Here is a 24,770-nt window from a genome sequence, read left to right as displayed (position 1 = left end):
ACGCTGCCCGCCGCGCTCCTGATTCACCACCATCCTTGCAGGACCCACCATGCTGAGCCGCCGTTCCTTTCTGCCCCTCATGCTCGCCTTGCCCGCCGCCGCGCAGGCGCAGATCCTGCCGGGAGGCCGGCCGATGCGCTGGGTCGTGCCCTATCCGGCCGGCGGCGCCGCCGACGCCATCGGCCGCAACTGGGCCACGGCCTACACCGCGGCGACGGGACAGTCCGTCGTCATCGACAACCGCGGCGGCGCCAACGGTGCGATCGGCATGCAGGCCGTGAAGGACGGCGCGCCCGACGGCAGCGTGCTGGGCGTGTTGAACGTCTCGCTGTTCACGGCGCTGCCGCTCATGATGGCCAAGCCGCCCTACGACGGCATGCGCGACTTCACGCCGATCGCTCGCCTGGTGACCTCGACTGTGGTGTGCTGCGTGACGCCCGAGCGCGCGAAGAAGAACGGCTGGACCGATTTCCGCAGCCTGCTGCAATGGGCGAAGAAGCCCGGCAACCAGCTCACCAAGGGCTCGGCTGGCAACGGCTCGCCGGCGCACCTGCTGATCGCCACCGTGGCCAAGCGCTCGGGCGCCAACATCATGCACGTGCCCTACCGCGGCGGTGCGCCGGCGCTGACCGACCTGCTGGGCGGGCAGATCGACATGGTGTTCGACTTCATGCCCGCGCTGATGCCGCACATCGCGTCGGGCAAGCTCATCGCCCTGGCGGTCGGGAGCCGCGAGCGCAGCCCTGTCATGCCGGAGGTGCCGGGCCTGGGCGAGTTCGCAGACCTGGGCCTGGGCGATCTTGACCTGCAATCGTGGAACGCGCTGACCGGGCCGGCCAACATGGACCCGGCCGTCGTGCAGTCCATCTTCGAGGGCGTGCAGCGGGCCGCCACGCCGGAGCTCGCGACGCGGCTGAAGACAGCCGGCCTGGTGCTGGCCACCGCCGCCAGCGTGGACGCCACGCGCGCGCTGCTCGCGGCGGACGCGCCGCGCTGGAAGGAGATGGTGCAGACCTCGGGCGCGGTCATCGACTAGGAGATCCAGGCCGGGTGTAGGCGCGGCCGGGCGGGCGGGCCCGCTCGCTATCATCGTCCGATGCCCGCCAGCCTCCCGTTCCCGCCAGCGCCGCTGCTCCCGAGCGGGCGCGTGCGCCGCACGTTGGCCCAATGGTGGGCGGTGCTGCTGTTCGGTGCCGTGGCGGCGGTTTATGCGCTGTCGCCGTCCAGCCACGACGCGCGCAGCCGCGCTGCCACGGCGCGCCTGCTGCACGCCACGAGCTGGCTGGCGCTGCCCTGGTTCGCGCTGCTGAGCGCGTTGATCAGCCTGGCGCTGATCCGCACGCTGGTGGTCACCGCGCAGAGCTATGGGCTGTCGCAGTTCGCGCTCGAGATGGTGGTGCGCGTGCTGGTGCTGGAGTTCGTGCCGCTGGGCGCGGCCCTGTTCGTGCTGCTGCGCGTGGCGCTGGCCGGCGACCTGCTGCCCGCGCCCGATGCGGCGGGCGGCCTGGCGCCGCAGGCCATCGCGGCGCGGCGCTGGCGCCTGGAACTGGTGCCGCGCGTGCTGGCGCTCAGCTTTGCGGTGCTGGCCCTGGCGATCGCCAGCGGCGTGCTGGCGCTGGTGCTGGCCTACACCGTGGTCTATGGCATCTCGCCCTGGGGCTTCGAGGCCTACACGCGCATGGTGGGCCGCGTGTTCGACCCGGCGGTCGGCCTGGCGCTGAGTCTCAAGACCACGCTGTTCGCGCTGACGGTGGCCGTGGTGCCGTTGGCCAGCGCGCTGCAGGAACCGTTGGCGCAGCGTCCGGCCGGCGGCTTTGCGGTGCGCAAAGGCACGCGCCGCGTGCTGGCCGTGCTGGTGCTGCTGCAGGCGGCCTCGCTGGCGCTGAAGTTCCTGTAGCCATGGACGAACTGCACGACGCTCCGCCCCCGCGCAACGTGGGCTTCAAGGCCGGCGTGCTGCTGGCCCTGGTGCTGGTGCTGCTCTGCAGCGCTGCTGCCTACCTGCTCTACGCGCGTGGCGTGTTCGAGGAGACGCAGGAGCTGCGCCTGCTGGCCGAGGATTCGGAGGGCGTGAGCGTGGGCATGGACCTCACCTTCGCGGGCTTTCCGGTGGGCCGCGTGCGCCGCATCGAGCTGGCCGACGATGCCAAGGTGCGCATCGTCGTGGCGGTGGCCACCAAGGACGTCGGCTGGCTGCGCAGCACCAGCATCTACACGCTGGAGCGTGGCCTGGTGGGGGAGGCGCGCTTGCGTGCCTTCACCGGTGTGCTGACCGATCCGCCGCTGCCGCCGGACGCCGAGCGCCCGGTGCTGCGCGGCGACGTGAGCGCCGAGATCCCGCGCCTGGTGGCCACCATGCAGGCGCTGGTCGGCAACCTGGAACGCATGACGCAGGAGGGCGGCAACGTCGATGCCAGCCTGGCCAACCTGCGCACGCTGAGCGATGGACTGAACGGCCGCTACGGCGTGCTGGGCGCGGCCATGGGCGGCGAGGACAACGCGAAAAAGCTGGTCACGGCGCTGGACCGTGCCAATGCGCTGCTCGGCCGCACCGACCAGCTGGTGGGCAACGCCGACCGGCGCCTGTTCGGCGAGAAGGGCATGGCCGACGACGCGCAGTCCACGCTGCGCCAAGTCAACACCTTGCTGACCGAGGCCCGCGCCAGCCTGAAGAAGCTGGACGCGGTGCTCGTCGAAGCCCAGGCCGTGGGGGCCAACGCCCGCGAGGCCACGGCCGACCTGGCACCGCTGCGCGCCGAGGTGGAGCGCAGCCTGCGCCGCGTGGACACGCTGCTCGGCGAGGTCAACCGCAAATGGCCGTTCGCCCGCGAGACGGAGATCGAGCTGCCATGAGGGCGGTCAAGAGGGCGGTCAAGAGGGCGATCATGGGGGCGGCCCTGTTGGCTGTGCTGCTGGTGGCGGGTTGCGCCTCGCGCCCGGCGGTGCCCGATTGGCAGGGCAACGCGCACGGCGCCCTGCAGGCCGCTGTGGCCGCCACGCTGAACGGCGAGGCGCGCGTGGCCGACGCCGAGATGGCGCGTGCGCGCAGCGAGATCGCGCGCACCGGCCAGCCGGCGCTGCTGGCGCGGGCCGAGCTGGTGCTGTGCGCCGCCCGTGTGGCCAGCCTGGACCTGGATGGTTGCCCGGCGTATGCGGCGCTGGCTGTGGACGCTGCGCCGGCAGAGCAGGCCTATGCGGCCTTCCTCTACGGCACAGTGCCACCGGCGCAGGCCGACCTGCTGCCGCCACAGCACCGCGCGTTGGCCGTGGGCGGTTCGCTCGGGGCCGAGCCGCAGGACCCGTTGGCGCGGCTGGTCGGCACGGCGGTGCTGCTGCGCCAGGGCCGGGCGGCGCCGGCCGACGTCGCGGCGGCCGTGCAGGCCGCCTCTGGCCAGGGCTGGCGCCGGCCGCTGCTGGCCTGGCTCGGTGCCCAATTGCGCGGTGCCGAGTCCGCAGGCGATGCGGCAGCGGCGCAAGGCATCCGCCGCCGCATCCAGCTGGTGAACTGAGCGCCCAGCGGCCCGGCGATGCCGCCTGTCTGGCGGCGCATTGCATTCAAGCCGACCGTCAACTTTCCTTGTCTACAATTTATTTCACCGGTCCCTTGCTGACCGGGTTGTGTCTTCTTGAACCGGAGTTTTCCCATGCAACGACGTCTGGCCGTCTCGATGGCTGCTGTGGCCGCGCTGGCCCTGGTGGGCTGCGCCACCGAAAGTTCGCGCACCGTGCAGGTGGCCCAGGTGGCGGCCGCTGCCACGCCCTATGGCGGCCCGCGCGTGCCGGTCGCGGTCGGCAAGTTCGACAACCGCTCCAGCTTCATGCGCGGCGTGTTCTCCGATGGCGTGGACCGGCTCGGCAGCCAGGCCAAGACCACGCTGATCGCGCACCTGCAGCAGTCGCAGCGCTTCTCGGTGCTCGACCGCGACAACATGGCCGAGGCCGCCCAGGAGGCCAAGCTGCAAGGCCAGGCGCAGCAGTTGCGCGGTGCCTCCTATGTGGTCACTGGCGACATCACCGAGTTCGGCCGCAAGGACGTGGGCGACCGCCAGCTGTTCGGCATCCTGGGCCGCGGCAAGGAACAGGTGGCCTACGCCAAGATCACGCTGAACGTGGTCAACACGCTGACCTCCGAGGTGGTGTTCTCGGCCGGCGGCGCGGGCGAGTACGCGTTGTCCAACCGCGAGGTGCTGGGCTTCGGCGGCACCGCGGGTTACGACGCCACGCTCAACGGCAAGGTGCTGGACCTGGCCATGCGCGAGGCGGTCGACGCGCTGGTGACCGGCCGCGACGCCGGCCGCTGGGGCCAGGAGCGCAAGTGAACGCTGCACTGCCGATGTGGCGCGCCCTGCCGCTGGCCGGCGCGCTGTTGCTCACGGCCTGCGCGGCGCCGAACAAGCCGCTGTATTCGTGGGAGGGCTTCCCGCGCCAGCAGTACGAGGTGCTGCAGCGCTCGGGTGCCGATGCCAACGCGCAGATCCTGGCCATGCAGGCCCATGCCGAGAAGGCACGCGCCGCTGGCGCCGCGCTGCCGCCGGGCTTCCGCGCGCACCTGGGCATGCTGCAGCTGTCGGTGGGCGCGGCCGACCAGGCGCGCGCCAGCTGGCAGGCCGAGAAAGTGGCCTTCCCCGAGTCGAGCCCCTACATGGACCAATTGCTCAAGCGGCTCGACGGCGGTGCCGCGGCCCAGCCGACCCCGGGGAAACCGTCATGACCATCCGCCTTGCCAGCTTCGCCAGCGTGGCAGTCGCCGCCGGCCTGCTGCTGCTGACCGGTTGCGCCACCCAGCGCGCGCCCTACGACTACAGCGCCTTCCAGCAGGCCAAGCCGGCCACGCTGCTGGTGCTGCCGCCGCTCAACGATTCGCCCGAGGTCAACGCCACGGCCGGCCTGTGGTCGCACACCACGCTGCCGCTGGCCGAGGCCGGCTACTACGTGCTGCCCGTGGCGCTGGTCGACGAGACCTTCCACCAGAACGGAGTGCAGACCGCGCAGGACGCGCAGGCCATCCCGCCTGCCAAGCTGCGCGAGTTCTTCGGTGCCGATGCTGCGGTCTACCTCAAGATCACGCAGTACGGCACCAGCTACCAGGTGCTGGCCAGCGACACGCGGGTGACGGCGGAGGCCCGCATCGTCGACCTGCGCACCGGCACGCAGCTGTGGGCCGGCAAGGCCACGGCCTCGTCGGCCGAGCAGCAGCAGTCGCAGGGCGGGCTCATCGGCATGCTGGTGACGGCCATCGTGCACCAGATCGTCAACACCAGCACCGATGCCGCGTACAACTACGCCGGCATCGCGGGCCAGCGCCTGTTGGGCGCGCCCCGGCTGGACGGTGTGCTGCCGGGCCCGCGCTCGCCGCTGTACGGGCAGGTGCCGGGCAACCGGCGTTAAAAAAAGCCTCAGCCCGCGTTGCGGTACGCCGCCAGCGCCATGGCGCTGAGGCTGCTGCTGGCGCTGTTGATCTGCGACAGCTTGTTCGCCGTGCTCAGCACGGCGGCCTGCTGGTCCTTCAGCGCCTGCGAGCGCTTGTCCAGGCGGGCCAGGTAGTCGCTCAGGCGGCCTTCGTTGGCCAGCGCCTGGGTGCTGGCGCCGGCGAGGCTGTCGCCCAGCGTCGACAAGGCATCGACCACGCCGGCCGCGCCACCGGCCACCGCCTTGCCCAGCACGCTGCTGTCCAGCGCCAGCGTGCCGTCCGCCTGGCGGCCGATGCCCAGCTTGGCCAGGTTGCCGCGCGGCACGTCGAGCGCGTCGACGGCGTTGTCCAGTGCCCGCTCGGTGCGGCCGACGCCTGCGTCGCTGCCCACTGCGGCGGCGCCCTTCAGCGTCGCGTTGTAGGCGGAGACCAGCTTGCCCAGCGCCGACTGGATCGCCTCGGGCGTGCTGGATGGCGACAGCGCGCCCAGCCCCTTGGCGGCCGTGCCCAGGTCGACCAGGCCGGACTTGAAGCTGCCAAGCGCGGAGAGCGAGGCCGTCACCGTCTGTGCCTGCGCGGCGATGCGTTCGTGCACCTGCGCCAGCACGGGCGAGATCTTGCCCAGCGCTTCGGTGTCGGCCGACTTGGTGGTGGACTTGTCGGTGGACGTGGCCTGCTGCGCGCTGCCGGCCAGCTTGGCCTGGGCCTGCGCGAGCACGCTGTCGACGGAGATGTTGCCGGTGCGCATGGGCACGAGGATAGTCAGGCCGACGCGCCGGCAGCACCGGAAATGGCGGGGAAAGACCGGCCAGTTCCGGGCGTGTCGAAATCCACCGCCGCCGTGCGTCGTGCAGGCACAGGAACACTCCCGTTCCACCAACCCGAGGAGATCGACATGCGCTTCATGGTCATCGTCAAGGCCACGGCCGACAGCGAAGCCGGCGTGATGCCCAGCACCGAGCTGCTGGCCGAGATGGGCCGCTACAACGAGGAACTCGTCAAGGCCGGCGTGATGCAGGCCGGCGAGGGCCTGCACCCGAGTGCGCGTGGCGCCCGGGTGCGCTTCTCCGGGCCGGCGCGCACTGTGGTCGACGGCCCTTTCGCCGAGACCAAGGAACTGATCGCGGGCTTCTGGCTCTGGAAGTGCGCCTCGCTGCAGGAGGCCATCGCCTGGGCCAGGCGCTGCCCCAATCCGATGCCGGGCGAATCCGAACTCGAGATCCGCCAGGTGTTCGATGCCGAGGACTTCGGCGAGGCGCTGACGCCGGAGTTGCGCGCGCAGGAAGAGCGGCTGCGCGAGCAGGTGGCCGCGCAGCAGAAGTCCGGGGCCTAGGTCGCACTCCTTCGTTGCCGCCACACGCCGTTGCACGAACGGCCCCACGAAGGCGCACCCCGGCACCGTCGCACGCCTTCCAGCAAGCTGGGCCTGCGCCAGCGTGTCGGCCATGCCGAGTGGCGCATTCCCCCAGCAACCAGGACAGCACGCCGATCGCCGACGTGCCTGCGGCACGTCGGAGCCCTCACCAAAGGACCTGGATGCCCAGGCTGCCGTTGACGCCGCTGCGCGTGCGCGCTCCGCCACCCGCGGCCCACAGCTTGCCGAGCTCACCATAGAGGTTCACGCTGGGGCTCAATTTCCAGGTCGCACCGGCGGCCAGTTCGCTGCTCGTGCCACCGGTCCTGGTGGCGATGTCCGCGGAGCCTCCCGGGCCGATGAAGCGCGTGATGTCGGTGCCGCTGCTTCGGCGGTAGAGGTTGAACCGGGCATAGGGCTGTACGACATCGCCGGCAGCGGTATGGATCTCACCCTTCACACGCACACCCGCACGCAGCATCCAGCCACTGTGGCTGTCCTGCTGAACCAGTGCGGCGTCGATCTGCGTGTCCTGCAGCGTCTGGCTCTGGTGGACGAGCTGCAGTTGAGGCTCCACCCGCCAGTGCTGCGTGAGTTGCCAGGACTGCCCCACCTCGATGGAGGCCAGCCGGCTGTGGCCCTTGTTGCCGTTGATGGCGGCACCGGCGATGGGGCGCAGGTCATACCGAAGGCGCCCTGCCTGCAACACGGCATCGGCGTAGAAGCCGTTGTCGCCCATGTACGTGCCATAGATGCCGAGGTTCTGGCTGCGCAGGTCGCTGCTGCCGACGGCCGTGTTGGCAACGCCTGAGGCCAACCCGTGGACACGCATGTTGCTCTCCAGCATGCCCACGTAGAGGCCGGCACGCCAATGGGTGTCGACCCACAGGTCGGTGCCGGTCTGGAAACCCTTCAGGCGCCCTTCGCTGTGGGGGGCTGCGCTGCCGCCCTGGCCGATGCTGCGGTCCGCGCTGATGAACCGAGCCCAGGCCTGACGCTGGCGGGTACCGCTGCCGTTTCCGCCATCCACGCGGATGCCATCGTCCCCCACGCGCTGGTGCAAGTTGCCCAGCATGACCAGGCCAGCTTCGCGGAACTGCTCCGGCAGCGCCGTGAACAGAGGCACCTCCACACGGTAGGTGGGTACGGCCACCGGTGCCGGTGCCGGTGCTGGAGGTGCAGGGGGTGCAGGAGGTGCAGGGGGGGCCGGAGGTGCGGGAGGTGCCGGAGGTGCGGGAGGCGGCGACGGAGCAGGTGCCGGTGCCACCTCCGGGACCAGCACCGTGGATCGCAGGTACCAGCTCTCTCCCGCGCCCGTGGCATCCGCCGCGTACAACCGGTATTCGTAGGCTCCACCATGGATGCGGCCGCCGGCCAGGTTGAACGCGTCCCGGGTGGTCTGGGCCGTGGTGGTCGCACCATTGATCGCGCTGACCACTTCGATGCCGTTGCCCACGGTCAACGCGCCCAACCCGCCGAGCACGTTGACCTGCACGGTGGTGGTTCCGCTCGCAGTGACGCCAGCACCGTCGATCACCAACCGGTCGCTGATGCTGCCACTGCCCCCGAGCACGGTGCCGATGCGCAGGACCCCGTCGCGGCCGACATAGTTGCCGGTGGTGCGCAGCGTGCTGCCCAGGGCGTTGCCGAACAAGGACACCGTGCCACGGTTGTCCAGGCCCGCGACCACCTGGTTCAGGCCCGCCGTATCGAGCACGGCGCCGGGAGCCACCACATGCGCGGAGTTGGGACTGAAGGCGTTGGTCACCCCCGCCAGCAGCCGGCCCTGGGCAACGGTCGTGGTGCCCCCATAGACATTGTTCGCGGACAGGGTGAGCGTACCGGCCCCCTCCTTGGCCAGGCCGCCAGGCCCCGACAACACGCTGGCCGCCGTGACGTCGAAGCCATTGGAATCCAGGCGCATGCCACCGGCTGCCAGCTGGAAGCTGCCAGGCACGAACCTGGAGATCAGCGGCGCGAGGGTGGTGCTGCCGGCGCTTGCGCGCAAGGTGCCGTTGTCGAAGGTCACGGATGCCGTGCCCAACTGCCTGGTCAACGCTCCCGTTTCGAGGGTGCCTCCGGTGTCGACGACGAGGGCGCCCGTCGCCGCGCTGTCGCGAATCGCCATCTCCACGGAAGGCGCCACGACCAGGCCACCCTCGCGGACGGTGAGGGTCCCTGCCCCTGGCACCGTCTCGTATTCGGCACCGATTTGCAGCGTGCCCGCGTTCAACAGTAGGCGGGAGCCCGCGCCTGTCACCAGCACCGAGCCGCTTCCCCCACGGCCTATGCTGGCGATCGCACCCGGGCTCGCGAGCCGGATGGTGCCCCCGTTGGACACGGTCACGGCCGTACTGTCAGTCGCGCCGCCAATGACAAGTTCACTACCGGCATTCCACTCCGTGCCCGCACCGTCCACGGTGGCGGTGATGGTGGTCGCGACCGTGTAGTCCAGGAGCTCCCCCACGAAGGAGCGGCCGGTGGAGAGCTTGGCGCCATTGGAGAGCGCGAGCGTGACATCGCCGGCTCGGCCCAGCACCAGGTCCTTCTCGACCACGAGCGCACTGCCGTTGCCGCTGATGTCGAAGCCTCCCGAGGAAAAGAGCATGTCGCCAACGGTCTGCAGCATGGCGCCATCGGCCACGGCCAGGCTCGAAGAGCCTGCCGCGCCAGTGAATTCGATGTAGGTATAGCTCCCCGTGCCGGTGACCGAGGCCTGTGCTCCCTGGAAGCGCAGGGCGAATCCGCCGGTGTCCAGGGACAGCGTGACCGGATTGGTGGAGGCATCGAACACCCCGCCGACGGACACCGTGATGTTGTCCGTCAGCGTGATGTTCGTGTAGGTCGTGCCGTCTGAATTCGCCGCGTTGATCGCCATGCCCAGCTCGACGGGGGTGGCGACGGTGTAGTCGCCCGAATGGGCCAGGGGCACGCCGCAGGCCGCCACGACGAGGCCTGCTGTGTGGAGGCCAGGACGGTGCACCCGACTGGCCCCGTTCCATACCCATTTGAACGCCTGGTTCATGCGCACCGCCCTTCAAGAGTGAGCGACGTGGAACACGCCGAGGTTGCAAGGTTGCCGTCCCCGCACCGTACGGCTGAGAAAGTCTGCCACACCCGCGCGTCGCAGGGCGGCACATCGGAGATGTCGATGGCCAAGCCAACGGGACAGCGATCCGGCATGCCGCACGCATCCAGCACTGCACCGGCGATGCCCGGCGGCGACACCACCTCCGCTTCACCCCGCTGCTGGGCCTGGGCGCGCTGCGCTCGGCAGGGGGCATCGGGGCGCTGCTGGCGCGCCGGTCGGTCTGGCCCTCGCCACATGGCGCAGGCGCAGGACGAAGTCGGCGCCGCTGCTGCGGTGGCAGGCCTTCCTGCATACTGCGCCGATGTTCCGCATCGGCCTGCTTTCCGACACCCACGGCCTGCTGCGCCCGGAGGCCCTGGCCTTCCTGCGCGGCAGCGACCACATCGTGCACGCGGGCGACATCTGCGATCCGGCCATCCTCGACCAACTGGCCACCATCGCGCCGCTGACGGCTGTGCGCGGCAACAACGATGTCGGCGCCTGGGCCGAACGGCTGCCCGAGACCTGCACGGCCGACATCGGCGGCCTGCGCCTGTGCGTGCTGCACGACCTGGCGCAGCTGCGGCTCGATCCGGCGGCGGGCGTGCAGGTGGTCGTCACCGGCCATTCGCACAAGCCGCGCGTCGCGCGCGAGGGCGGCGTGCTCTATGTGAACCCGGGCAGCTGCGGGCCGCGCCGCTTCACGCTGCCGATCGCGGCGGCCGAGCTGCTGGTGGACGGTGGCGAGGCGACGGCGCGCATCCAGGAGTTGGTGTGAACGTCGCCGAAAGCCCGCGCCTCGCGCTGCGCCGCCTGACGCTGGACGACGCGCCGTTCTACCGGCGGCTGCTCAACGAGCCGAGCTGGCTGGCCCACATCGGCGACCGGCAGGTGCGCACGCTCGAGGACGCGCAGGCCCACATCGCGGCAAACATCCTCGTGCCCTATGCCACGCATGGCTTCGGCATGTACCTGGTGCAGCGCCGCAGCGACGGTGCGCCGCTGGGCCTGTGCGGCCTGGTGCAGCGCGAGGCGCTGCCGGCGCCGGACATCGGCTTTGCACTGCTGCAGGAACACGAAGGGTTGGGCTACGCGCGCGAGGCGGCGCAGGCCGTGCTGTGGCATGCCTTCGGTGAGCTGCAGCTGGCGCGGCTGCTGGCCATCACGGCCCCGGCGAACCTGCGCTCGACCAAACTGCTGGGCGCGCTGGGGTTCAGTTTCCAGGGCATGGTGCCGGTCGGTGACCGTTCGCTGCGCCTGTACGCCTTGGCCAAGGACTGAGATGCGTGGCTTGGCCGCTGCCCTGTCGTGCTGCTGTGCACTGGCCCAGGCCGCGCCGCCGCCCGCGCCCGTGCAGGCGGAGATCGATGCGCTGCTGGCGGGCCTGCAGGCATCGGGCTGCGAGTTCCAGCGCAACGGCCGCTGGCATGCGGGCGCCGAGGCCGTGGCCCACCTGCAGAAGAAGCGCGACTACCTGGAGAACCGCGACGCGATCCGCTCCACCGAGGATTTCATCGGCTTGGCGGCCTCCGAAAGCAGCATGAGCGACCAGCCCTACCGCGTGCGCTGCCCGGGTGCCGCGCCGGTCGACAGCCGCGCCTGGCTGCAGCAGCGGCTGCAGGAGCTGCGCCGCAAGAAGCCCTGACGAACAACAGCCGATGGAGCGCCCGGGCCCGTGTCGGGCTGGCTGTCACGCCGTCCGCGTGCCACGGCCTGGCTCAACATCGGGGCCGGCGCGACCTTCGTCGTCTCCGGCCTGTCCATCCTGGCCCTCCCCAACCGGCGCTGAGGCCATCCCGAGCTGGCGGCGCTGCGCTGCGTCGACGCTGGCGGCCACAGCCTTGCCGTGCGTGTAGCCGCGCGCCACGATCTGGTCGATGCTCTTCCACTGCAACATGCCCACGCGCTCCAGCGAGGGATGGAAGTACAGGTCGCAGCCCTGCTGGGCCTGGTCCTGGCGCGACATGCTGTACAGCCCGGTCACCGTCATCAGGTAGGTCGGCAGCGAAGGCAGGCGGTAGCGCCGGCGTGCAGACGGGCGCAGCCGGTCGCGCCACAGGCTGATGTTGCCCGGCAGCTCGCCCGGTGGCACCTGGGTTGGGCTGCGCATGTTGAGGTCCACGCCGATCACGTAACCCACCCCGCGCATGCGGCGCATCTGGTCCACGGGAAAGTTGTTGAAGGTGCCGCCGTCGCAGAGCAGCTCGCCGTCGCGCACCACGGGCGGCAACGCGCCGGGGATCGAGATGCTGGCCAGCAGCGCCTGCACCAGATTGCCGTGCGCGATGCGCTGCTCGCAGGCGCGCGAGTAGTTGGTGGCCACGCAGTGGTAATTCTTCCAGAGGTCCTCGATGTCGGCATCGAAACCCACCAGCGACTGCACGGCGCTGCGCAGCACGCCGCGCAGCCGCACGCCCTTGAACAGCGAGAGCAGCGGGAACAGATTCATGTCGCCCGTGGGATTCACGGCGAAGGCGCTGCGCGCGTTGGCCATCACCGTATCCAGGCTCTGGTCGGAGGCCACGTAGGCCGCCATCACGGCGCCGATGCTGGTGCCGCCGACCCAGTCGATCTCCACCCCCTGCTCGCGCAGCACGCGGTACACGCCCAGGTGAGCGAAACCGCGCGCGCCCCCGCCGGCCAGCACCAGGCCGACCGCCGTGCGCGTGAGCAGCCGCGCCATGCGCGCCATGTCGCGCGCCAGGGCCGGCCGCAGGTGCACATGGCCGGCGAGCGGCCGGCGTTCCAGCCAGGCCGCCGTGCCACGGGGCGCGCGCCGCTCGGCCGGATGCAGCAGCACCAGCAGTTCGGACACCTCGGTGCGCGGCGGGCGGTGCATGAGGAATTGCTGCTCGACCGCGTGCAGCGCCACGGGCTGCGCGGCGTCGGCCAGCAGCATCAGCTCGTCGCAGTGGCGGCAGCAGCGCTGCGTCCAGGCCGTGGGCCCGGCATCGGCCAGCAGCAGCACGGCGTCGTGCGTGGCCTCGATCTCGTCGAGCAGCAGCGCCACGCGGCGGCTGGCGTCGGCCTGGGCCTCGGGATCGGCATCGTCGAGCGAGACGCCGGCATCGGCCAGGGCCTGGTGCACCTGCGCGGCATCGACGATGCGCACGCGGCCCTGGCCCTGGGTCTGGGCCAGGCGCTCGCCGATCTGCTGCGCGAGGTCGGTGGCGAAGGCCACCGCATCCACGCCGGCCGTGACGGGCACGAGGCCGATCGCCACAGGCCGTTCGTGTGCCTGCTGGCGCTGCTCGCCCTTCAGGCGCTGCACGATCTGGCGCGTCAGTGCGATCGACACCTGGGCGCTGCTCTCCAGCAGCGGCACGAACTCGGACTTGCCCAGGCGCACCAGCACCGAGTCGCGCACCGCCACGACGGTGGCCGCGCGCGGCTCGCCGGTGTACAGGCTCATCTCGCCCACGGTCTGTCCGCGCGCCATCTCGCCAACCATGCGCTCGCTGCCGTCGGCGCCGCGCACGTAGGCGCGCAGCCGGCCGCTGACGATGAGGTACATGGAGTCGCCCTGTTCGCCCTGGTGCATGAGCGTCTCGCCCCCGGCGATCTCGATCCAGCGCAGGTGGCGGCGCAAGTGCGCCAGGGCGGTCGGCTCGACCTCGCCGAAGATGGTCTTCAGGTGCCGGGCGAGCAGTTCGTCGTGAAAGCGCTGGCGTGCCGTCGAAGAGTCCATGGGCCTGGAAGAAGGGGGCAGGGCAGGGCGGTTGCAAATTGTAGGCGGCAGGGGCGGCACGGCTTGGTCCCCTTGGGCATGGCACGATTGGCTCTTTGCAGCGGGCCGCTGTGCAGGTAGCTTCGGCCGCTGTCCTTTTCATTGGAACCGCCCACCATGAGCCAGCGCGTGAATGCCTTCGACCAACCCATCGGCGCCGCCCTGCCGGACTGGACGCCGCGCCCGCGCCCAGAGCGCATCGCGCTGGCCGGCCGCCTGTGCCGGCTCGAACCGCTGGACGCCGAACGCCATGCGGCCGACCTGCACGCAGCCTACGCCGACGCAGCCGATGGGCGTGCCTGGACCTACATGGCGAGCGAGCCCTTCGGCGATGCGGCGGCCTACCTGCGGCATGCCCAGGCCATGGCTGCCAGTGAAGATCCGCTGCACTTCGCCATCGTCGACCTGGCCAGCGGGCGCGCCGTGGGCACGCTGGCGCTGATGCGCATCGATGCGGCCAACGGCGTGGTCGAGGTCGGCCACGTGATGTTCTCGCCGCACCTGCAGCGCACGCCCCTGTCCACCGAGGCGCAGTACCTGCTCATGCGCCATGTGTTCGACGACCTGGGCTACCGCCGCTACGAGTGGAAGTGCGACAGCCTGAACGCGCCCTCGCGCCGCACCGCGCAGCGGCTCGGGTTCACCTTCGAGGGCGTGTTCCGCCAGGCCGTCGTGGTCAAGGGCCGCAACCGTGACACCGCCTGGTTCTCCATCATCGACAGCGACTGGCCGGCCGTGCGCGCGGCCTTCCAGGCGTGGCTGGCACCGGGCAACTTCGACGCCGACGGCCACCAGCGCCAGGGCCTGGCTGCGCTGCGCGAGGCGCACAGCGGCGATGCGCGCGCCGATGTGCAGCTGCGCCCGCTCACGGCCGCCGACCAGCCCGCCTGGTTGCCGCTGTGGCGGGGCTACCAGAGCTTCTACGAGGTGGACCTGGGCGAGGCGCTCGACGCGCGCACCTGGCAGCGCCTGCTCGACCCGGCGGAGCCCATGCACGCCATCGGCGCGTTCGACGCAGGTGGGCAACTGCTCGGCATCGTGCACTGCATCTTTCACCGCTCGACCTGGACCGAGGGGCCGTACTGCTACCTGCAGGACCTGTTCACGGTGCCGGCCGCGCGGGGCCGCGGCGTGGCACGGGCGCTGATCCAGGCGGTCTACGCGCGTGCAGCGGCCGAGGGTGCCAGCCGCGTGTGGTGGCTCACGCACGAGAGCAACGCGCCGGGCCGGCTGCTGTACGACCGCGTGGCGCAGAACGTCGGATTCATCCAGTACCGCAAGAATTTGCCAGCCGAAAAGCTGTAAGCATTTGTCGCTGCGGTCCTACGGCGGTGGCCGGAGTGCGCTTGGTACGATGCCTGCTTCGCCACTGGCCCGCTGTACTCTGCCCTTCCCGTCTGCATGGACGCTGCCTCACCGTCATCTCCGCACATCGAAGCCTCCGGGCAAGGCGACGGCCGCCAGGCCGTGCTGACAGGCCGTTGGACCGCTTCCGACCTGGCCGGGGGTGACCACCTGGGCCGCGTGCACCAGGCCCTGGCCGCGCTGCCGGCCACCGCAGGCTGGGACCTGCAACAGATCGAGCGCCTGGACCACCTGGGTGCGCAGCTGCTGTGGAACCACTGGGGCCGCCAATGGCCGGCGCAGTTGGCGCTGCTGCCCGAGCAGCGCAGCATGCTCGAGCGCGTGGCCGAGTTCAGCTGCACGCGCAAGCCCGAGCCCGATGGTGGCTTCGCGCAGTCCTTCAACGCCCTGGGTGCCAGCGTGCTGCGCGGGCTGGGCCAGCTCAAGAGCGGCGTGCGCCTGATCGGCCAACTGGCACTGGACAGCCTGCGCTTTGCGCGCCGGCCGCAGTACGGCCCGTGGCGCGACATCTCGGGCCACCTCTACCAGATGGGCGCCATGGCGCTGCCCATCACGGCCCTGGTCGGTGCGCTGATCGGCGTGGTGCTGGCCTACCTCACCGCGTTGCAGCTGCGCCAGTTCGGTGCCGAGTCCTTCATCGTCAACATCCTGGGTGTCTCGCTGGTGCGCGAGCTCGGGCCCATGCTGGCCGCCATCCTCGTGGCTGGGCGCTCCGGTTCGGCCATCACGGCGCAGATCGGCGTGATGCGTGTGACCGAGGAGCTCGACGCCATGCGCGTGATGGGCATCGCGCACGGCTTCAGGCTGGTGATGCCGCGCGCCATCGCGCTGGCCATCGCCATGCCGCTGATCGCCACCTGGACCACGCTGGCCGGCATGGCTGGCGGCATGCTCGCGGCCGACCTGGCCCTGGGCATCACACCGGCCTATTTCATCGGCGCGCTGCCCGACGCCGTGAGCGCGGCCAACCTGAGCCTGGCGGTCAGCAAGTCGGTCGTGTTCGGCATCCTGATCGCGCTGATCGGCTGCCACTACGGCCTGAAGGTCAAGCCCAACACCGAGAGCCTGGGGCAGGGCACGACGGCCTCCGTGGTGTCGGCGATCACGGCCGTGATCCTGGTGGACGCACTCTTCGCGGTCGCCTTCCGCAGCATCGGCATATGAGCAAGAGACCACCCCGTTTGGCTGGCTCACTGCGTGTAGCCATCCCATCCCCCTCAAGGGGCGCCGCCAGCGGCCGGGCAGAGCCCGTTCCGCGGCGTCTGCTGGCATGGCCTGCTCCGCGGCCTCCGGAGCCGCAGCTTGCAAGCCGGTGCCCTGGATTGCTGGCTTCGCGTTATGCGGGGGGACGCTGGCATGGCGGGTGAAGACGTCGTCTCCATCCAGGGCCTGTGGACCGCCTTCGGCACGGGCCGCGAGCAGGTCGTGATCCACAAGGACCTGGATCTGTCCATGCAGCCCGGCGAGGTGGTCTCGCTGGTCGGTGGCTCGGGCACCGGCAAGACCGTGCTGCTGCGCCAGATGCTGGGGCTGGAGAAGCCCTACCGCGGCGAGGTCACGGTGCTCGGCGAGCCGGCTGCGCAGCTGGGCCGGCGCGGGGCGGCCAGCCGCGTGGGCATGCTGTTCCAGCAGGGTGCGCTGTTCTCGGCCTTCAGCGTGCTCGACAACATCGCATTTCCGCTGCGCGAGCTGCGCAAACTGCCCGACGCGCTCGTCTACGACACCGCGCTGGTCAAGCTGCAGATGGTGGGCCTGGGCCCGCAACACGCCAGCAAGATGCCGTCGGACCTGTCGGGCGGCATGGTCAAGCGGGTGGCGCTGGCGCGCGCGCTGGCCATGGACCCACCGCTGCTGCTGCTGGACGAGCCCACCGCCGGGCTGGACCCGCACGGCTCGGACGAGTTCGTCGAGCTGCTGCGCTCGTTGCACCGCGAGCTCGGCCTGACGGTGGTGATGGTCACGCACGACCTGGACACGCTGTTCGCGCTCTCCAGCCGCGTGCTGGTGCTGGCCGAGAAGCGCGTGCTGGTGCACGGCACGCCCCAGGAAGTCGCCGCCTACGACCACCCCTTCGTGCGTGAATTCTTCCAGGGCGAACGCGGCCGCCGCGCCATGACGCCGATCGAGCGCATCGTGCCCGCACCTGCGTCCAGAACAGAGGACTGAAATGGAAAACAAAGCCCATGCCATGGCCGCCGGCATCTTCGTGCTGGTGGTGTCCGCCTTGCTGATCGCGCTGGCCGTCTGGCTCGGCCGCGAAAGCGGCAGCAGCCACACCTACGAGCTGTCCACCAGCGACACCGTCACCGGCCTGCAGCCGCAGGCGCCGGTGCGCTTCAAGGGCGTCTCGGTGGGCAAGGTCACCTTCATCGGCTTCGATCCCGATGTGCCCGGCAACATCGTGATCCGCCTGACGGTGGACGACACCACGCCGCTGTCGCCCAGCACCTTCGCCACGCTGAGCTACCAAGGCATCACGGGCCTGGCCTTCGTGCAGCTGGACGACGCCGGCGACACGCCCCAGGCCCTGCCGGCAGGCGCCAGTGGCGTGCCGCGCTTGCCGCTGAAGAACTCGCGCCTGGGCGAGCTGACCGACCAGGCCCCCGAGCTGCTGGCCAAGGTGCAGACGGCGCTGGACAGCATCAACCAGATGCTCAACGAGCAGAACCAGAAGAAGGTCGGCGCGGTGCTCGACAACACCGCCCTGGCCACCGAACGCATCGCCGCGGCCGCGCAGAACGTCAACCTCCTGACGGCCCAACTGGAGAGCACCATGCGCCTGCGCGTGGATCCGGCCCTGGCCGGCGTGCCGGCCCTGACGCAGGAGTTCACGCGCAGCCTGCAGTCGGTGCGCACCGCGGCCGACGACGTGGCCCGCATGTCCACCAACATCGACAAGACCGCCGACCGCCTGAACCAGAAGGACGGCCCGCTGGACCGCCTGGCCGAAGGCACGGCCGCGCTGTCGCGCGTGGCAGAAACCTTCGGCGCGGCCACGCTGCCACGCGTGAACCGCGTGAGCGAGGATGCCTCGCGCGCGGCGCGCCAGTTGAGCCGCACGGTCAACGGCATCAATGACAACCCGCAGTCGCTGATCTTCGGCAGCGGCAGCGTTCCACCGGGGCCGGGCGAAGCCGGCTTCGCGCCCCCCGCCGCAGCAGGAGCCAGATGATGGGCCGCACCGCTTTGCTTTCTCCCTTGTTGCTGGCGGCGCTGCTGGCCGGCTGTTCGGCACTGCCCGACAAGCCGACGCGCCCGGCGCAGTACGACTTCGGCCCCGGCCCGGTGGCCGACGCGCCCATGGACCGGCGCGCGCCGCTGGCGCCGCTGGCGCTGGACGAGATCGAGGCCAATGGCCCCCTGGAGGCCGGCACGGCCGTGCTGTACCGCCTGGGCTATGCCGATGCCCAGCAGCTGCGCCCGTACGCACAGGCCCGCTGGAGCATGCCGCCCGCGCAGCTGGTGCGCCAGCGCCTGCGCGAGCAGTTGGGCCAGCGCCGCACCATCGTGAGCGCTGGCGAAGGTGCGGCCATGCTGCGCAGCGATGGGCGCCAGCCGCTGGTGTTGCGCGTGCAGCTGCTGGAATTCAGCCAGCTGTTCACTGCGCCTGCGCAGAGCGCGGGCCTGGTGCGCCTGCGCGCCACCGTGGTGGACAACCTTCCCGCGGGCGAGCAGGTGCTGGCCCAGCGCCAGGTGATCGTGCAGCGGCCCGCCGCCACCGCCGACGCGGCCGGTGGCGTGCGCGCTCTGGCCGAGGCCACGGATGCGGCGGCGGCCGAGCTGTCGCAGTGGCTGGAGACGGTGGCGCGGTGAAGCCTTCCCGCGAAGGTGAATGGCTAAAATAGCCATTCCTGGAGGACGCGCCATGAGGATCACTGCAACGGAAGGCAAGAACCGCTTCGGCTACTACCTCGGCCATGCCGAGCGCGAGCCGGTCGAGGTGTTGAAGAACGGCCGCGTCGCGGCGGTACTGGTGTCGGCCGCGCGCTATGCCGAGCTCCAGGCGCTGGAGCGGACGACCTCGCTGGATGCCAAGCGCCGGGCATTCCGATCGCAGTACAAGCACTGGATCGACGAGCAGAACCGGCACAACGAGGCCAACGGCCTGTGGTGCGAAGGATTGGTGGCCTGGCCCCAGGACTGACGGTGGCGCAGTTCGATGTCTATGCCAATCCGCACGCCGCGTCGCGGCACAGCGTGCCTTACCTGGTCGATGTGCAGAGCCCTTTGATCGATGCGCTGAACACGCGGCTGGTCATGCCGCTGTCGCGGGTCGGCGTCGGTCAGGCCCGTCTGCCCGTCAGCCTGTGCCCGACCATCGAGATCGATGGCGAGCCCCTGTCGTTGATGCCGCATCTGGCGGCACCGCTCCCCGCCCGGATGCTGAGCGATCCCATGGCGAACGTGTCCCATCTCGCTTCGGAGATCGTGGGCGCGATGGATGCGGTCGTCAGCGGCTTCTGAATGGCGATGCATCCGGGCATGCTGTTTCGCCACCAGCGCACCCTGTTGGCACTGGCCATGGTGTGGGCTGGCCTGCCGGCCTTGGCGCAGGCACCGGTTCCCGCGCCCGCGGCCTCTGCCGCATCGGCACCCGCCGCCTCGGCCCCCATGTCCATCGTCGGCGAATGGCAGGGTCCGTTCCCCGGGACCAAGGTGGTCAAGCTGCTGGACGCCGAGGACGGCGTGGCCTGCTACTTCTATGTGCCCGTGAGCGTGCCGTCGAACACCGTCTGCAACGGCAACGAGGGCTGCAGCGTGCAATACCCGAGCGGCGTGGGCGCGGTGTCCTGCGTGAAGGTGCGCGAGGCAGTCAAGGCACCCGCGAACGCCGCGGCCAAGCCTGCGCCCAAGCGCTGAAGGGCCACGGCCTTCAGCGCCGCTGCGCCAGCAGTTCCAGGTACCCCGTCAGCGGGTCTTCCACACGGTCGAACTGGTGCGCCGGCAGCAAGCCCAGCACGATCTCGGCCGTGGTGCGCACGTTGCAGCCCGGCATCACGTGGCCGCCCAGGACCCGGCCTTCGGCGTCGGACACGCTGGCGTGCAGGTGCAGGCCGCCCGGGCCCAGCGTGCCGGCCAGGCTCAGCAGTTCCAGCGGGCCGTCGATGCGCGTGCCGGCCGCCGCGTCGGCGTAGCGCAGCATGGCCCGCGTGAGGCTGCCCACGGCCGACAGCACGCAGGCCGCTTGCACCGGTTCGGGCGCGCGCGCGGCGGCCTCGCTCCAATGCAGCAACGCGGTGCGCAGGTCGTCGCCCGGGTGCAGGCGCAGCACTTCGATGCGCAGTTCGGTCGCCATGGATTCAGGCCCCCACCGCGGCATGCCAGGCCTGCCAGTCGCGGCCCGGGTGCACCTGGCCGCAGGACGCGCAGCGGCGTGCCGCCTCATCGCTGCCATAGAAGGCGTTGAACACGCGCGGCAGGTCGGCCACGATGCTCTGCAACTGCAGCTCCGAGCGCTGCACCAGCGCCGCGCAGTGTGCGCAGTACCACTCGAAGCCGTCGACGAGGCCCGCAGGCCGCGCGCGCTCGACCACCAGGCACAGGCTGCCTTCCTCGGGCCGCTGCGGCGAATGCCGCACATGGGCGGGCAGCAGGAAGATGTCGCCTTCCTTGAGGTGGATGCGCTCGAAGCGGCCGCGGTCCAGCACCAGCAGGCTGGCGTTGCCCTTGAACTGGTGGAAGAACTCTTCCAGCGGGTCGTCGTGGAAATCGGTGCGCTGGTTGGGGCCGCCGACCACGGTCACGAGGATGTCGGCGTCCTGCCAGACCTGCTGGTTGCCCACGGGCGGCTTGAGCCGGTCGGCGTGCTCGGCGATCCATTGCGGGAAGTTGATGGGCGGGCCGTAGCGCGGCATGCGTGTCTCCTAGGCGAGGGCGATGGCGGCGCCGCGGTTGAGGATGCCGCGCGCCAGGCTGGCCGGCGCCAGCATCGAGGTCTTGGGATTGTCTGGCAGCACGCGGCCCGTCACGCTGAAGTCGAAGCTGCCGAACGCGCCCTCGGCGTGCAGCACATGGCGGTTGCCCTCGGCCGCCGGATCGGCCATCAGGCGCACGCGCGTGGCCTCGAAGCCGGCGCCGGCCAGCGCCACGGCGGCGGCCACGTTGGCGTTCTGCGGAAAGCGCAGCGCGGCCTCGCGCGCCGTGCCTTCGTAGAACACCGTGGGGGCGGTCAGCGCGTCGAGTGCGCAGAGTTGCTCGGCCGGCGTGCCTTTCCAGGCGCGCGCGGGCTTGTGCGAGAGGTAGTCCACCTGCGTGAGTCCGGCGAGCCGCGCGGCCGAGAGGATGTCCAGCGCGCCCAAGGCGCCAGCCGGCACGAGCACCTGGGCGCCGCCTGCCTGCGCAGCCGCGCGCAGGCGCTGCTCCAGTGCCGCATCGGCCAAGGCGCCGACGGCCGCCACCAGCAGGTCGTTGCCGCCGCCGAGGACTTCGGCTCCGTGCTGCTGCAAGGCCGCGTGGCCTGCGCACTCGACGACCAGGTCGGGCTGCTGCGCCAGCAGGGCGGCCACGGTCTCCACGCGCACGGCACCCGCGGGCCAGCCGCCGCCCGCGGGCGTGCCCGGCCGCTGCAGCACCGCCACGCAGCGCACGGCATCGCCATGTGCCGCCAGCATGCGCGCGAGCGATCTGCCCATGGCGCCGAAACCGATCAGGGCGATGCGCTGCGTCATGCCTTGGCTCCCAGTCCACTGGCGGCGAAGGCCGCGCGCACCTTGGCGCGCTGGGCTTCGTCCAGGTTCAGCAACGGCCGGCGCACCGGGCCGCCCACCTGGCCCAGCTGTTCCAGCCAGTGCTTCTGGAAGGCCTGCGGCGTGCCGGCCGGCCGGCACGACCTGAGGGCCTGGCGCACGGGCTCCAGGCTGTCCCGCACGCGGCGCGCGCCCACCGCGTCGCCGGCCATGGCCAGCCGGGTGTAGGCGTCGATGCGCCGGTCGCTGGCGGTCTGGTAGAGCAGCGGCGGGATCGAGCACAGGTAGACCTGCCAGTTCAGCTCGAGGATGTTGTCCAGCCACTCTTCCTCCGAGGCGGTGCTGACGATCAGCTCGCCCTCGGTCATCCGCGTGAGCTCCACGTACAGGGGGCGCGGCACGCTGTACTTGATGGCCACGATGTTGGGGATGGCGCGGGCGATGCGTGCGCACAGCGCGGGCGACATCAGGTAGCCGGCGTCCTCGTGGCTCCACATGGCGATGCCGATGTCCACCTGCGCCGCGATGTGCTGGTAGTAGGCGAACACGGTGTCGTCCACGTCGCGGCCGAAGTGCAGCAGCGGCGCGTGCACCACGATGTAGTCGGCGCCGATGGCCTGCGCGTGTCGGGCCAGTTCGACCACGGTGTCGATGTTCTGGTCCGAGCACGACAGGATGGTGCCGCTGCGGTTGCCGAGCGCGGCGGTCTCCTCCACCGCGATCTCGAACGTGCGCTTGCGCTCGGCCACCGACATCGAGAAGAACTCGCCCTGCTTGCCCGAGATGAACAGGCCGCTGATGCCCAGTTCGCCGATCCAGTGGCGCAGGTTGCGGCGCAGGCCGGCCTCGTCCAGCGCCAGGTCTTCCGCGCGGAACGGCGTGGGCGCGGCGGCCCAGACGCCGCGCAGGTGTTCGCGCGCATAGGCCTTGGCGTCGCGCGCGCGGTACTTCAGCATGGGATGTCTCCGGTGGTGGCTTGTTGGATGGCCTGCCAGACCGACGCAGGCGTCAACGGCAGGTCGAGGTGGGTGACACCCAGCGGCGCGAGTGCGTCCAGCACGGCGCCGCGCAGCGCGGCCGGCGCGGCGATGGCGCCGGACTCGCCCACGCCCTTGGCGCCCAGCGGGTTGGCATCGGTGGCGCTGGGCCGGCTCCGGTGCACCAGCGGGGGCAGGTCGTCGGCGCGCGGCACGGCGTAGTCCATCAGCGAGCCGGTCAGCAGCTGGCCCTGCGCGTCGTAGTGCATGCGCTCCATGAGCGCCTGGCCCAGGCCCTGTGCGAAGCCGCCGTGCATCTGGCCGGCGAACAGCAGCGGGTTGATGACGGTGCCCGCGTCGTCAACCCAGAAGGCGCGCTCGGTGCGCACGGCGCCCGTCGCACGGTCCACGCTGGCCAGCACGATGCAGCAGCCCGCGCTCCAGGCCTCGGCCTGGGCGGTGTGGACGGTCTCGACGCTGACCGGCCGGTCAGCAGCGGGCAGTGCGCGCAAGGCCTGCGCGGCACGCAGCACGGCGCTGCCGCCGATGGCCATGCTGCGGCTGGCCAGTGCGCCGATGCCGGCGGGCGCCAGGTCGCTGTCGCCCTCGACCACATCGATGGCCGCGGGCGCGATGCCCAGCGCGTCGGCCGCGATCTGCGCGAAGGCCGTCGCGTGGCCCTGGCCCTGGGTGCTGCTGCCACTGGCCAGGGTCACGCGGCCGTCGGGCCAGCGCGTGAGGCGCGCGCTCTCCCAGCCCGTGCCGCAGGGCTCCACGTAGAGGTTGATGCCGATGCCCACGCATTCGCCCGCCGCGCGCCGGCTGGCCTGCGCGGCGCGCAGCGCGGGCAATTCCGCCAGTGCGCAGGCCGCGGTGAGCAGGCCGGCGTAGTCGCCCGAATCCAGCCGCTGGCCTGTCGGCGTGGTCCAGGGCATGGCGCTGGCGGGCACGGCGTTGCGCAGGCGCACGGCCACCGGATCCAGGCCCAGCCGGCGCGCGGCCGCGTCCATGAGGCCTTCCATGGCGAGTGCGGCCTCGGGCCGGCCGGCGCCGCGGTAGATGCCCACTGCGGCCGTGTTGGTCGCCACGCCGCGCGCCACGATGTCGATGGCGGCGCAGCGGTAGGGGCCGGGCAGCATGCGTGCGGCGTTGAGCGCCGGCACCGGCGTGCTCCAGGTGCTGCGGCAGCCCAGGGCGTAGAGCAGGTCGGCCTGCAGGCCCAGCAACTCGCCGTCGGCCGCGAAGAACGCCTGGGCGGCGATGTGGCCGGCGCGGCCCTGGGGCGCGGAGACGAAATCTTCCTCGCGCGTGGCGACCCAGCGCACGGGCACGTCCAGCTGCAGCGCGCACGCGGCCAGCGCCACCTCCTCCGGACCCAGCGAAGCCTTGCCGCCGAAGGCGCCGCCCACGTCGGGCGCGATGGTGTGCACCTGTCCGGGCGCCAGGCCCAGCACGCGCGCCAGCTCCAGCCGCGCGCGGTGCGGCGACTGCAGCGGCGTCCAGACCGTGAGCCGGCCGCCCTGCCAATGGGCGAGCAGGCCGCGCGGCTCCAGCGCCATGGGAGCGACGGGCGGGCAGGCGATGTGCAGCTGGACCGCCACGGCCGCCTGGGCGCGGGCGCGGTCCAGGTCGCCCGCGGCATGGCGCTGCGTGAAGGCGAGGTTGTCGGGCCAGCCTGGGAGCAGCGGCGCGGCCGCCAGCGCGGCCTCGGCCTGCGTGCAGGCTGGCAGCGCGCGGTAATCCACGTCCAGGGCCTCCGCCGCGTCGCGCGCCTGTTCGGTGGTATCGGCCACGACCAGCGCGATCGGCATGCCCACGCAGAGCACGCGGCCGCGCGCCAGCACCGGCTGGTCGAAGGCGCGCACGCCGGCGAACAAGGGGTTGATGGCCAGGTGGCCCAGCGTGGCCAGGTCCTCGCCGGTCAGCACGCACCGCACGCCGGGCATGGCGCGCAGGGCCGGCAGGTTGCGCAGGGCGATGTCGGCGTGCGCGAACGTGCTGCGCGCAAAAGCCGCGTGCAGGCAGCCGGGCGCCGCCAGATCGGCCAGATAGCGGCCCTGGCCGCGCAGCAGCGCCTCGTCCTCGCGGCGTGCACAGGCGCGGCCGGTCCACGGCAGGTCGGTCGGCGGGGCGTCGGGGCGGGGGCGCAGCATGGGGCCCCAAGGGTACGGCTGTTCGGCC

General features: G+C 71.4%; 27 protein-coding genes. 19 read left to right on the top strand and 8 right to left on the bottom strand.

All coding sequences use genetic code 11. From position 1 onward, the window contains the following. Positions 1 to 49 precede the first annotated feature (49 nt). From DES41_RS15045 to DES41_RS15015, 7 genes are all read left to right on the top strand, one after another. The gene (locus tag DES41_RS15045) at positions 50 to 1,036 is read left to right on the top strand and encodes a Bug family tripartite tricarboxylate transporter substrate binding protein (RefSeq protein ID WP_114468491.1); all 987 of its coding nucleotides are present in this window, start codon (positions 50 to 52) and stop codon (positions 1,034 to 1,036) included. 60 nt (positions 1,037 to 1,096) lie between these two features. Further along, a complete protein-coding gene (locus tag DES41_RS15040) occupies positions 1,097 to 1,897 on the top strand; it encodes an ABC transporter permease (protein ID WP_245965720.1) in 801 nt (266 codons plus the stop codon). Between the two features lie 2 nt (positions 1,898 to 1,899). Continuing rightward, positions 1,900 to 2,853, top strand: coding sequence for an MlaD family protein (locus DES41_RS15035; protein ID WP_114468490.1), 954 nt, complete (start codon positions 1,900 to 1,902; stop codon positions 2,851 to 2,853). Next, positions 2,850 to 3,509 (top strand): hypothetical protein, encoded by a 660-nt coding sequence (locus DES41_RS15030; RefSeq protein WP_211332986.1) that lies wholly within the window; start codon positions 2,850 to 2,852, stop codon positions 3,507 to 3,509. The genes DES41_RS15035 and DES41_RS15030 overlap by 4 nt, the downstream gene beginning before the upstream one ends. Before the next feature lie 135 nt (positions 3,510 to 3,644). Then, positions 3,645 to 4,319 (top strand): CsgG/HfaB family protein, encoded by a 675-nt coding sequence (locus tag DES41_RS15025; RefSeq protein WP_114468488.1) that lies wholly within the window; start codon positions 3,645 to 3,647, stop codon positions 4,317 to 4,319. Beyond that, positions 4,316 to 4,711 carry a DUF4810 domain-containing protein gene (locus tag DES41_RS15020; protein ID WP_114468487.1) on the top strand — a complete coding sequence of 132 codons (396 nt, stop codon included), beginning with the start codon at positions 4,316 to 4,318 and terminating at the stop codon, positions 4,709 to 4,711. Before DES41_RS15025 ends, DES41_RS15020 begins: the two co-directional genes overlap by 4 nt. Beyond that, positions 4,708 to 5,388 (top strand): DUF799 domain-containing protein, encoded by a 681-nt coding sequence (locus DES41_RS15015; RefSeq protein ID WP_114468486.1) that lies wholly within the window; start codon positions 4,708 to 4,710, stop codon positions 5,386 to 5,388. Before DES41_RS15020 ends, DES41_RS15015 begins: the two co-directional genes overlap by 4 nt. 8 nt (positions 5,389 to 5,396) lie before the next feature. On the opposite strand, the gene DES41_RS15010 is transcribed toward DES41_RS15015, so the two are convergent. Next, positions 5,397 to 6,158, bottom strand: coding sequence for a flagellar hook protein (locus tag DES41_RS15010; RefSeq protein ID WP_114468485.1), 762 nt, complete (start codon positions 6,156 to 6,158; stop codon positions 5,397 to 5,399). Positions 6,159 to 6,305: 147 nt separating this feature from the next. Between DES41_RS15010 and DES41_RS15005 the strand changes: the two genes are divergently transcribed. Further along, a complete protein-coding gene (locus DES41_RS15005; RefSeq protein WP_114468484.1) occupies positions 6,306 to 6,743 on the top strand; it encodes a YciI family protein in 438 nt (145 codons plus the stop codon). A 187-nt stretch (positions 6,744 to 6,930) separates the two neighbouring features. On the opposite strand, the gene DES41_RS15000 is transcribed toward DES41_RS15005, so the two are convergent. Then, complete coding sequence (locus DES41_RS15000; RefSeq protein ID WP_114468483.1) at positions 6,931 to 9,789, bottom strand: autotransporter family protein; 2,859 nt, start codon at positions 9,787 to 9,789, stop codon at positions 6,931 to 6,933. A 367-nt stretch (positions 9,790 to 10,156) separates the two neighbouring features. On the opposite strand from DES41_RS15000, the gene DES41_RS14995 reads away from it, so the two are divergent. Genes DES41_RS14995 through DES41_RS14985 form a run of 3 tightly spaced genes read left to right on the top strand, consistent with a single transcriptional unit; the run spans position 10,157 to position 11,479 of the window. Next, positions 10,157 to 10,612, top strand: a complete 456-nt coding sequence (locus DES41_RS14995; protein WP_114468482.1) for a metallophosphoesterase family protein — start codon at positions 10,157 to 10,159, stop codon at positions 10,610 to 10,612. Next, positions 10,609 to 11,115, top strand: coding sequence for a GNAT family N-acetyltransferase (locus tag DES41_RS14990; RefSeq protein ID WP_114468481.1), 507 nt, complete (start codon positions 10,609 to 10,611; stop codon positions 11,113 to 11,115). Before DES41_RS14995 ends, DES41_RS14990 begins: the two co-directional genes overlap by 4 nt. Position 11,116: 1 nt before the next feature. Then, positions 11,117 to 11,479 (top strand): YfeK family protein, encoded by a 363-nt coding sequence (locus DES41_RS14985; protein ID WP_114468480.1) that lies wholly within the window; start codon positions 11,117 to 11,119, stop codon positions 11,477 to 11,479. 45 nt (positions 11,480 to 11,524) lie between these two features. Here the strand turns inward: DES41_RS14985 and DES41_RS14980 are convergent, their stop codons facing one another. Beyond that, the gene (locus DES41_RS14980; RefSeq protein ID WP_114468479.1) at positions 11,525 to 13,522 is read right to left on the bottom strand and encodes a patatin-like phospholipase family protein; all 1,998 of its coding nucleotides are present in this window, start codon (positions 13,520 to 13,522) and stop codon (positions 11,525 to 11,527) included. A 156-nt stretch (positions 13,523 to 13,678) separates the two neighbouring features. Between DES41_RS14980 and DES41_RS14975 the strand changes: the two genes are divergently transcribed. The 8 genes from DES41_RS14975 (at position 13,679) to DES41_RS14940 (ending at position 19,786) form a co-directional block, all read left to right on the top strand. Further along, positions 13,679 to 14,866: a GNAT family N-acetyltransferase gene (locus DES41_RS14975; protein ID WP_114468478.1), complete on the top strand. Its 1,188-nt coding sequence runs from the start codon at positions 13,679 to 13,681 to the stop codon at positions 14,864 to 14,866. Positions 14,867 to 14,962: 96 nt separating this feature from the next. After that, entirely contained in the window at positions 14,963 to 16,090 is a 1,128-nt protein-coding gene (locus tag DES41_RS14970) for an MlaE family ABC transporter permease (protein ID WP_114468477.1), read from the top strand. A gap of 192 nt (positions 16,091 to 16,282) precedes the next feature. Beyond that, positions 16,283 to 17,092, top strand: a complete 810-nt coding sequence (locus tag DES41_RS14965) for an ABC transporter ATP-binding protein (RefSeq protein ID WP_245965719.1) — start codon at positions 16,283 to 16,285, stop codon at positions 17,090 to 17,092. Position 17,093: 1 nt separating this feature from the next. Then, positions 17,094 to 18,098, top strand: coding sequence for an MlaD family protein (locus tag DES41_RS14960; protein WP_114468475.1), 1,005 nt, complete (start codon positions 17,094 to 17,096; stop codon positions 18,096 to 18,098). After that, positions 18,098 to 18,739: an ABC-type transport auxiliary lipoprotein family protein gene (locus tag DES41_RS14955; protein ID WP_245965718.1), complete on the top strand. Its 642-nt coding sequence runs from the start codon at positions 18,098 to 18,100 to the stop codon at positions 18,737 to 18,739. Before DES41_RS14960 ends, DES41_RS14955 begins: the two co-directional genes overlap by 1 nt. 52 nt (positions 18,740 to 18,791) lie before the next feature. Then, positions 18,792 to 19,070 (top strand): type II toxin-antitoxin system prevent-host-death family antitoxin, encoded by a 279-nt coding sequence (locus DES41_RS14950; protein WP_114468473.1) that lies wholly within the window; start codon positions 18,792 to 18,794, stop codon positions 19,068 to 19,070. A gap of 2 nt (positions 19,071 to 19,072) precedes the next feature. Further along, positions 19,073 to 19,390 carry a CcdB family protein gene (locus DES41_RS14945; protein ID WP_114468472.1) on the top strand — a complete coding sequence of 106 codons (318 nt, stop codon included), beginning with the start codon at positions 19,073 to 19,075 and terminating at the stop codon, positions 19,388 to 19,390. An 18-nt stretch (positions 19,391 to 19,408) separates the two neighbouring features. Continuing rightward, positions 19,409 to 19,786: a hypothetical protein gene (locus tag DES41_RS14940; protein WP_147282859.1), complete on the top strand. Its 378-nt coding sequence runs from the start codon at positions 19,409 to 19,411 to the stop codon at positions 19,784 to 19,786. Positions 19,787 to 19,799: 13 nt separating this feature from the next. Here the strand turns inward: DES41_RS14940 and DES41_RS14935 are convergent, their stop codons facing one another. Genes DES41_RS14935 through DES41_RS14915 form a run of 5 tightly spaced genes read right to left on the bottom strand, consistent with a single transcriptional unit; the run spans position 19,800 to position 24,742 of the window. Then, positions 19,800 to 20,222: a PPC domain-containing DNA-binding protein gene (locus DES41_RS14935; protein ID WP_425466367.1), complete on the bottom strand. Its 423-nt coding sequence runs from the start codon at positions 20,220 to 20,222 to the stop codon at positions 19,800 to 19,802. A 4-nt stretch (positions 20,223 to 20,226) separates the two neighbouring features. Beyond that, positions 20,227 to 20,781, bottom strand: a complete 555-nt coding sequence (locus DES41_RS14930) for a 3-hydroxyanthranilate 3,4-dioxygenase (protein ID WP_114468470.1) — start codon at positions 20,779 to 20,781, stop codon at positions 20,227 to 20,229. 9 nt (positions 20,782 to 20,790) lie between these two features. Further along, positions 20,791 to 21,594, bottom strand: a complete 804-nt coding sequence (locus DES41_RS14925; RefSeq protein ID WP_114468469.1) for an aspartate dehydrogenase — start codon at positions 21,592 to 21,594, stop codon at positions 20,791 to 20,793. Then, positions 21,591 to 22,568, bottom strand: a complete 978-nt coding sequence (locus DES41_RS14920) for a dihydrodipicolinate synthase family protein (RefSeq protein ID WP_245965717.1) — start codon at positions 22,566 to 22,568, stop codon at positions 21,591 to 21,593. Before DES41_RS14920 ends, DES41_RS14925 begins: the two co-directional genes overlap by 4 nt. Continuing rightward, on the bottom strand, positions 22,562 to 24,742 hold the full coding sequence (locus DES41_RS14915; protein WP_114468468.1) for a xanthine dehydrogenase family protein molybdopterin-binding subunit: 2,181 nt from the start codon (positions 24,740 to 24,742) through the stop codon (positions 22,562 to 22,564). The genes DES41_RS14920 and DES41_RS14915 overlap by 7 nt, the downstream gene beginning before the upstream one ends. Between the last annotated feature and the right edge of the window lie 28 nt (positions 24,743 to 24,770).

Origin of the sequence: Pseudorhodoferax soli (assembly GCF_003337555.1) — a bacterium.
GTDB lineage: Bacteria > Pseudomonadota > Gammaproteobacteria > Burkholderiales > Burkholderiaceae_C > Pseudorhodoferax > Pseudorhodoferax soli.
The sequence above is the reverse complement of the archived record's forward strand: the minus strand, read 5'-3'. Positions and strand labels throughout refer to the sequence as shown.

Bases quoted from the DNA above. Each gene is read 5' to 3' on its own strand.
- DES41_RS14920 (WP_245965717.1), bottom strand. From the start codon at position 22,568: ATGCTGAAGTACCGCGCGCGCGACGCCAAGGCCTATGCGCGCGAACAC.
- DES41_RS14915 (WP_114468468.1), bottom strand. From the start codon at position 24,742: ATGCTGCGCCCCCGCCCCGACGCCCCGCCGACCGACCTGCCGTGGACC.
- DES41_RS15010 (WP_114468485.1), bottom strand. From the start codon at position 6,158: ATGCGCACCGGCAACATCTCCGTCGACAGCGTGCTCGCGCAGGCCCAG.
- DES41_RS15040 (WP_245965720.1), top strand. From the start codon at position 1,097: ATGCCCGCCAGCCTCCCGTTCCCGCCAGCGCCGCTGCTCCCGAGCGGG.
- DES41_RS15000 (WP_114468483.1), bottom strand. From the start codon at position 9,789: ATGAACCAGGCGTTCAAATGGGTATGGAACGGGGCCAGTCGGGTGCAC.
- DES41_RS14980 (WP_114468479.1), bottom strand. From the start codon at position 13,522: ATGGACTCTTCGACGGCACGCCAGCGCTTTCACGACGAACTGCTCGCC.
- DES41_RS15035 (WP_114468490.1), top strand. From the start codon at position 1,900: ATGGACGAACTGCACGACGCTCCGCCCCCGCGCAACGTGGGCTTCAAG.
- DES41_RS14930 (WP_114468470.1), bottom strand. From the start codon at position 20,781: ATGCCGCGCTACGGCCCGCCCATCAACTTCCCGCAATGGATCGCCGAG.
- DES41_RS15025 (WP_114468488.1), top strand. From the start codon at position 3,645: ATGCAACGACGTCTGGCCGTCTCGATGGCTGCTGTGGCCGCGCTGGCC.
- DES41_RS15030 (WP_211332986.1), top strand. From the start codon at position 2,850: ATGAGGGCGGTCAAGAGGGCGGTCAAGAGGGCGATCATGGGGGCGGCC.
- DES41_RS14955 (WP_245965718.1), top strand. From the start codon at position 18,098: ATGGGCCGCACCGCTTTGCTTTCTCCCTTGTTGCTGGCGGCGCTGCTG.
- DES41_RS14960 (WP_114468475.1), top strand. From the start codon at position 17,094: ATGGAAAACAAAGCCCATGCCATGGCCGCCGGCATCTTCGTGCTGGTG.
- DES41_RS14975 (WP_114468478.1), top strand. From the start codon at position 13,679: ATGAGCCAGCGCGTGAATGCCTTCGACCAACCCATCGGCGCCGCCCTG.
- DES41_RS14970 (WP_114468477.1), top strand. From the start codon at position 14,963: ATGGACGCTGCCTCACCGTCATCTCCGCACATCGAAGCCTCCGGGCAA.
- DES41_RS14950 (WP_114468473.1), top strand. From the start codon at position 18,792: ATGAGGATCACTGCAACGGAAGGCAAGAACCGCTTCGGCTACTACCTC.
- DES41_RS14925 (WP_114468469.1), bottom strand. From the start codon at position 21,594: ATGACGCAGCGCATCGCCCTGATCGGTTTCGGCGCCATGGGCAGATCG.
- DES41_RS15005 (WP_114468484.1), top strand. From the start codon at position 6,306: ATGCGCTTCATGGTCATCGTCAAGGCCACGGCCGACAGCGAAGCCGGC.
- DES41_RS15045 (WP_114468491.1), top strand. From the start codon at position 50: ATGCTGAGCCGCCGTTCCTTTCTGCCCCTCATGCTCGCCTTGCCCGCC.
- DES41_RS14985 (WP_114468480.1), top strand. From the start codon at position 11,117: ATGCGTGGCTTGGCCGCTGCCCTGTCGTGCTGCTGTGCACTGGCCCAG.
- DES41_RS14995 (WP_114468482.1), top strand. From the start codon at position 10,157: ATGTTCCGCATCGGCCTGCTTTCCGACACCCACGGCCTGCTGCGCCCG.
- DES41_RS14935 (WP_425466367.1), bottom strand. From the start codon at position 20,222: ATGGCGACCGAACTGCGCATCGAAGTGCTGCGCCTGCACCCGGGCGAC.
- DES41_RS14940 (WP_147282859.1), top strand. From the start codon at position 19,409: ATGCTGTTTCGCCACCAGCGCACCCTGTTGGCACTGGCCATGGTGTGG.
- DES41_RS15015 (WP_114468486.1), top strand. From the start codon at position 4,708: ATGACCATCCGCCTTGCCAGCTTCGCCAGCGTGGCAGTCGCCGCCGGC.
- DES41_RS14965 (WP_245965719.1), top strand. From the start codon at position 16,283: ATGGCGGGTGAAGACGTCGTCTCCATCCAGGGCCTGTGGACCGCCTTC.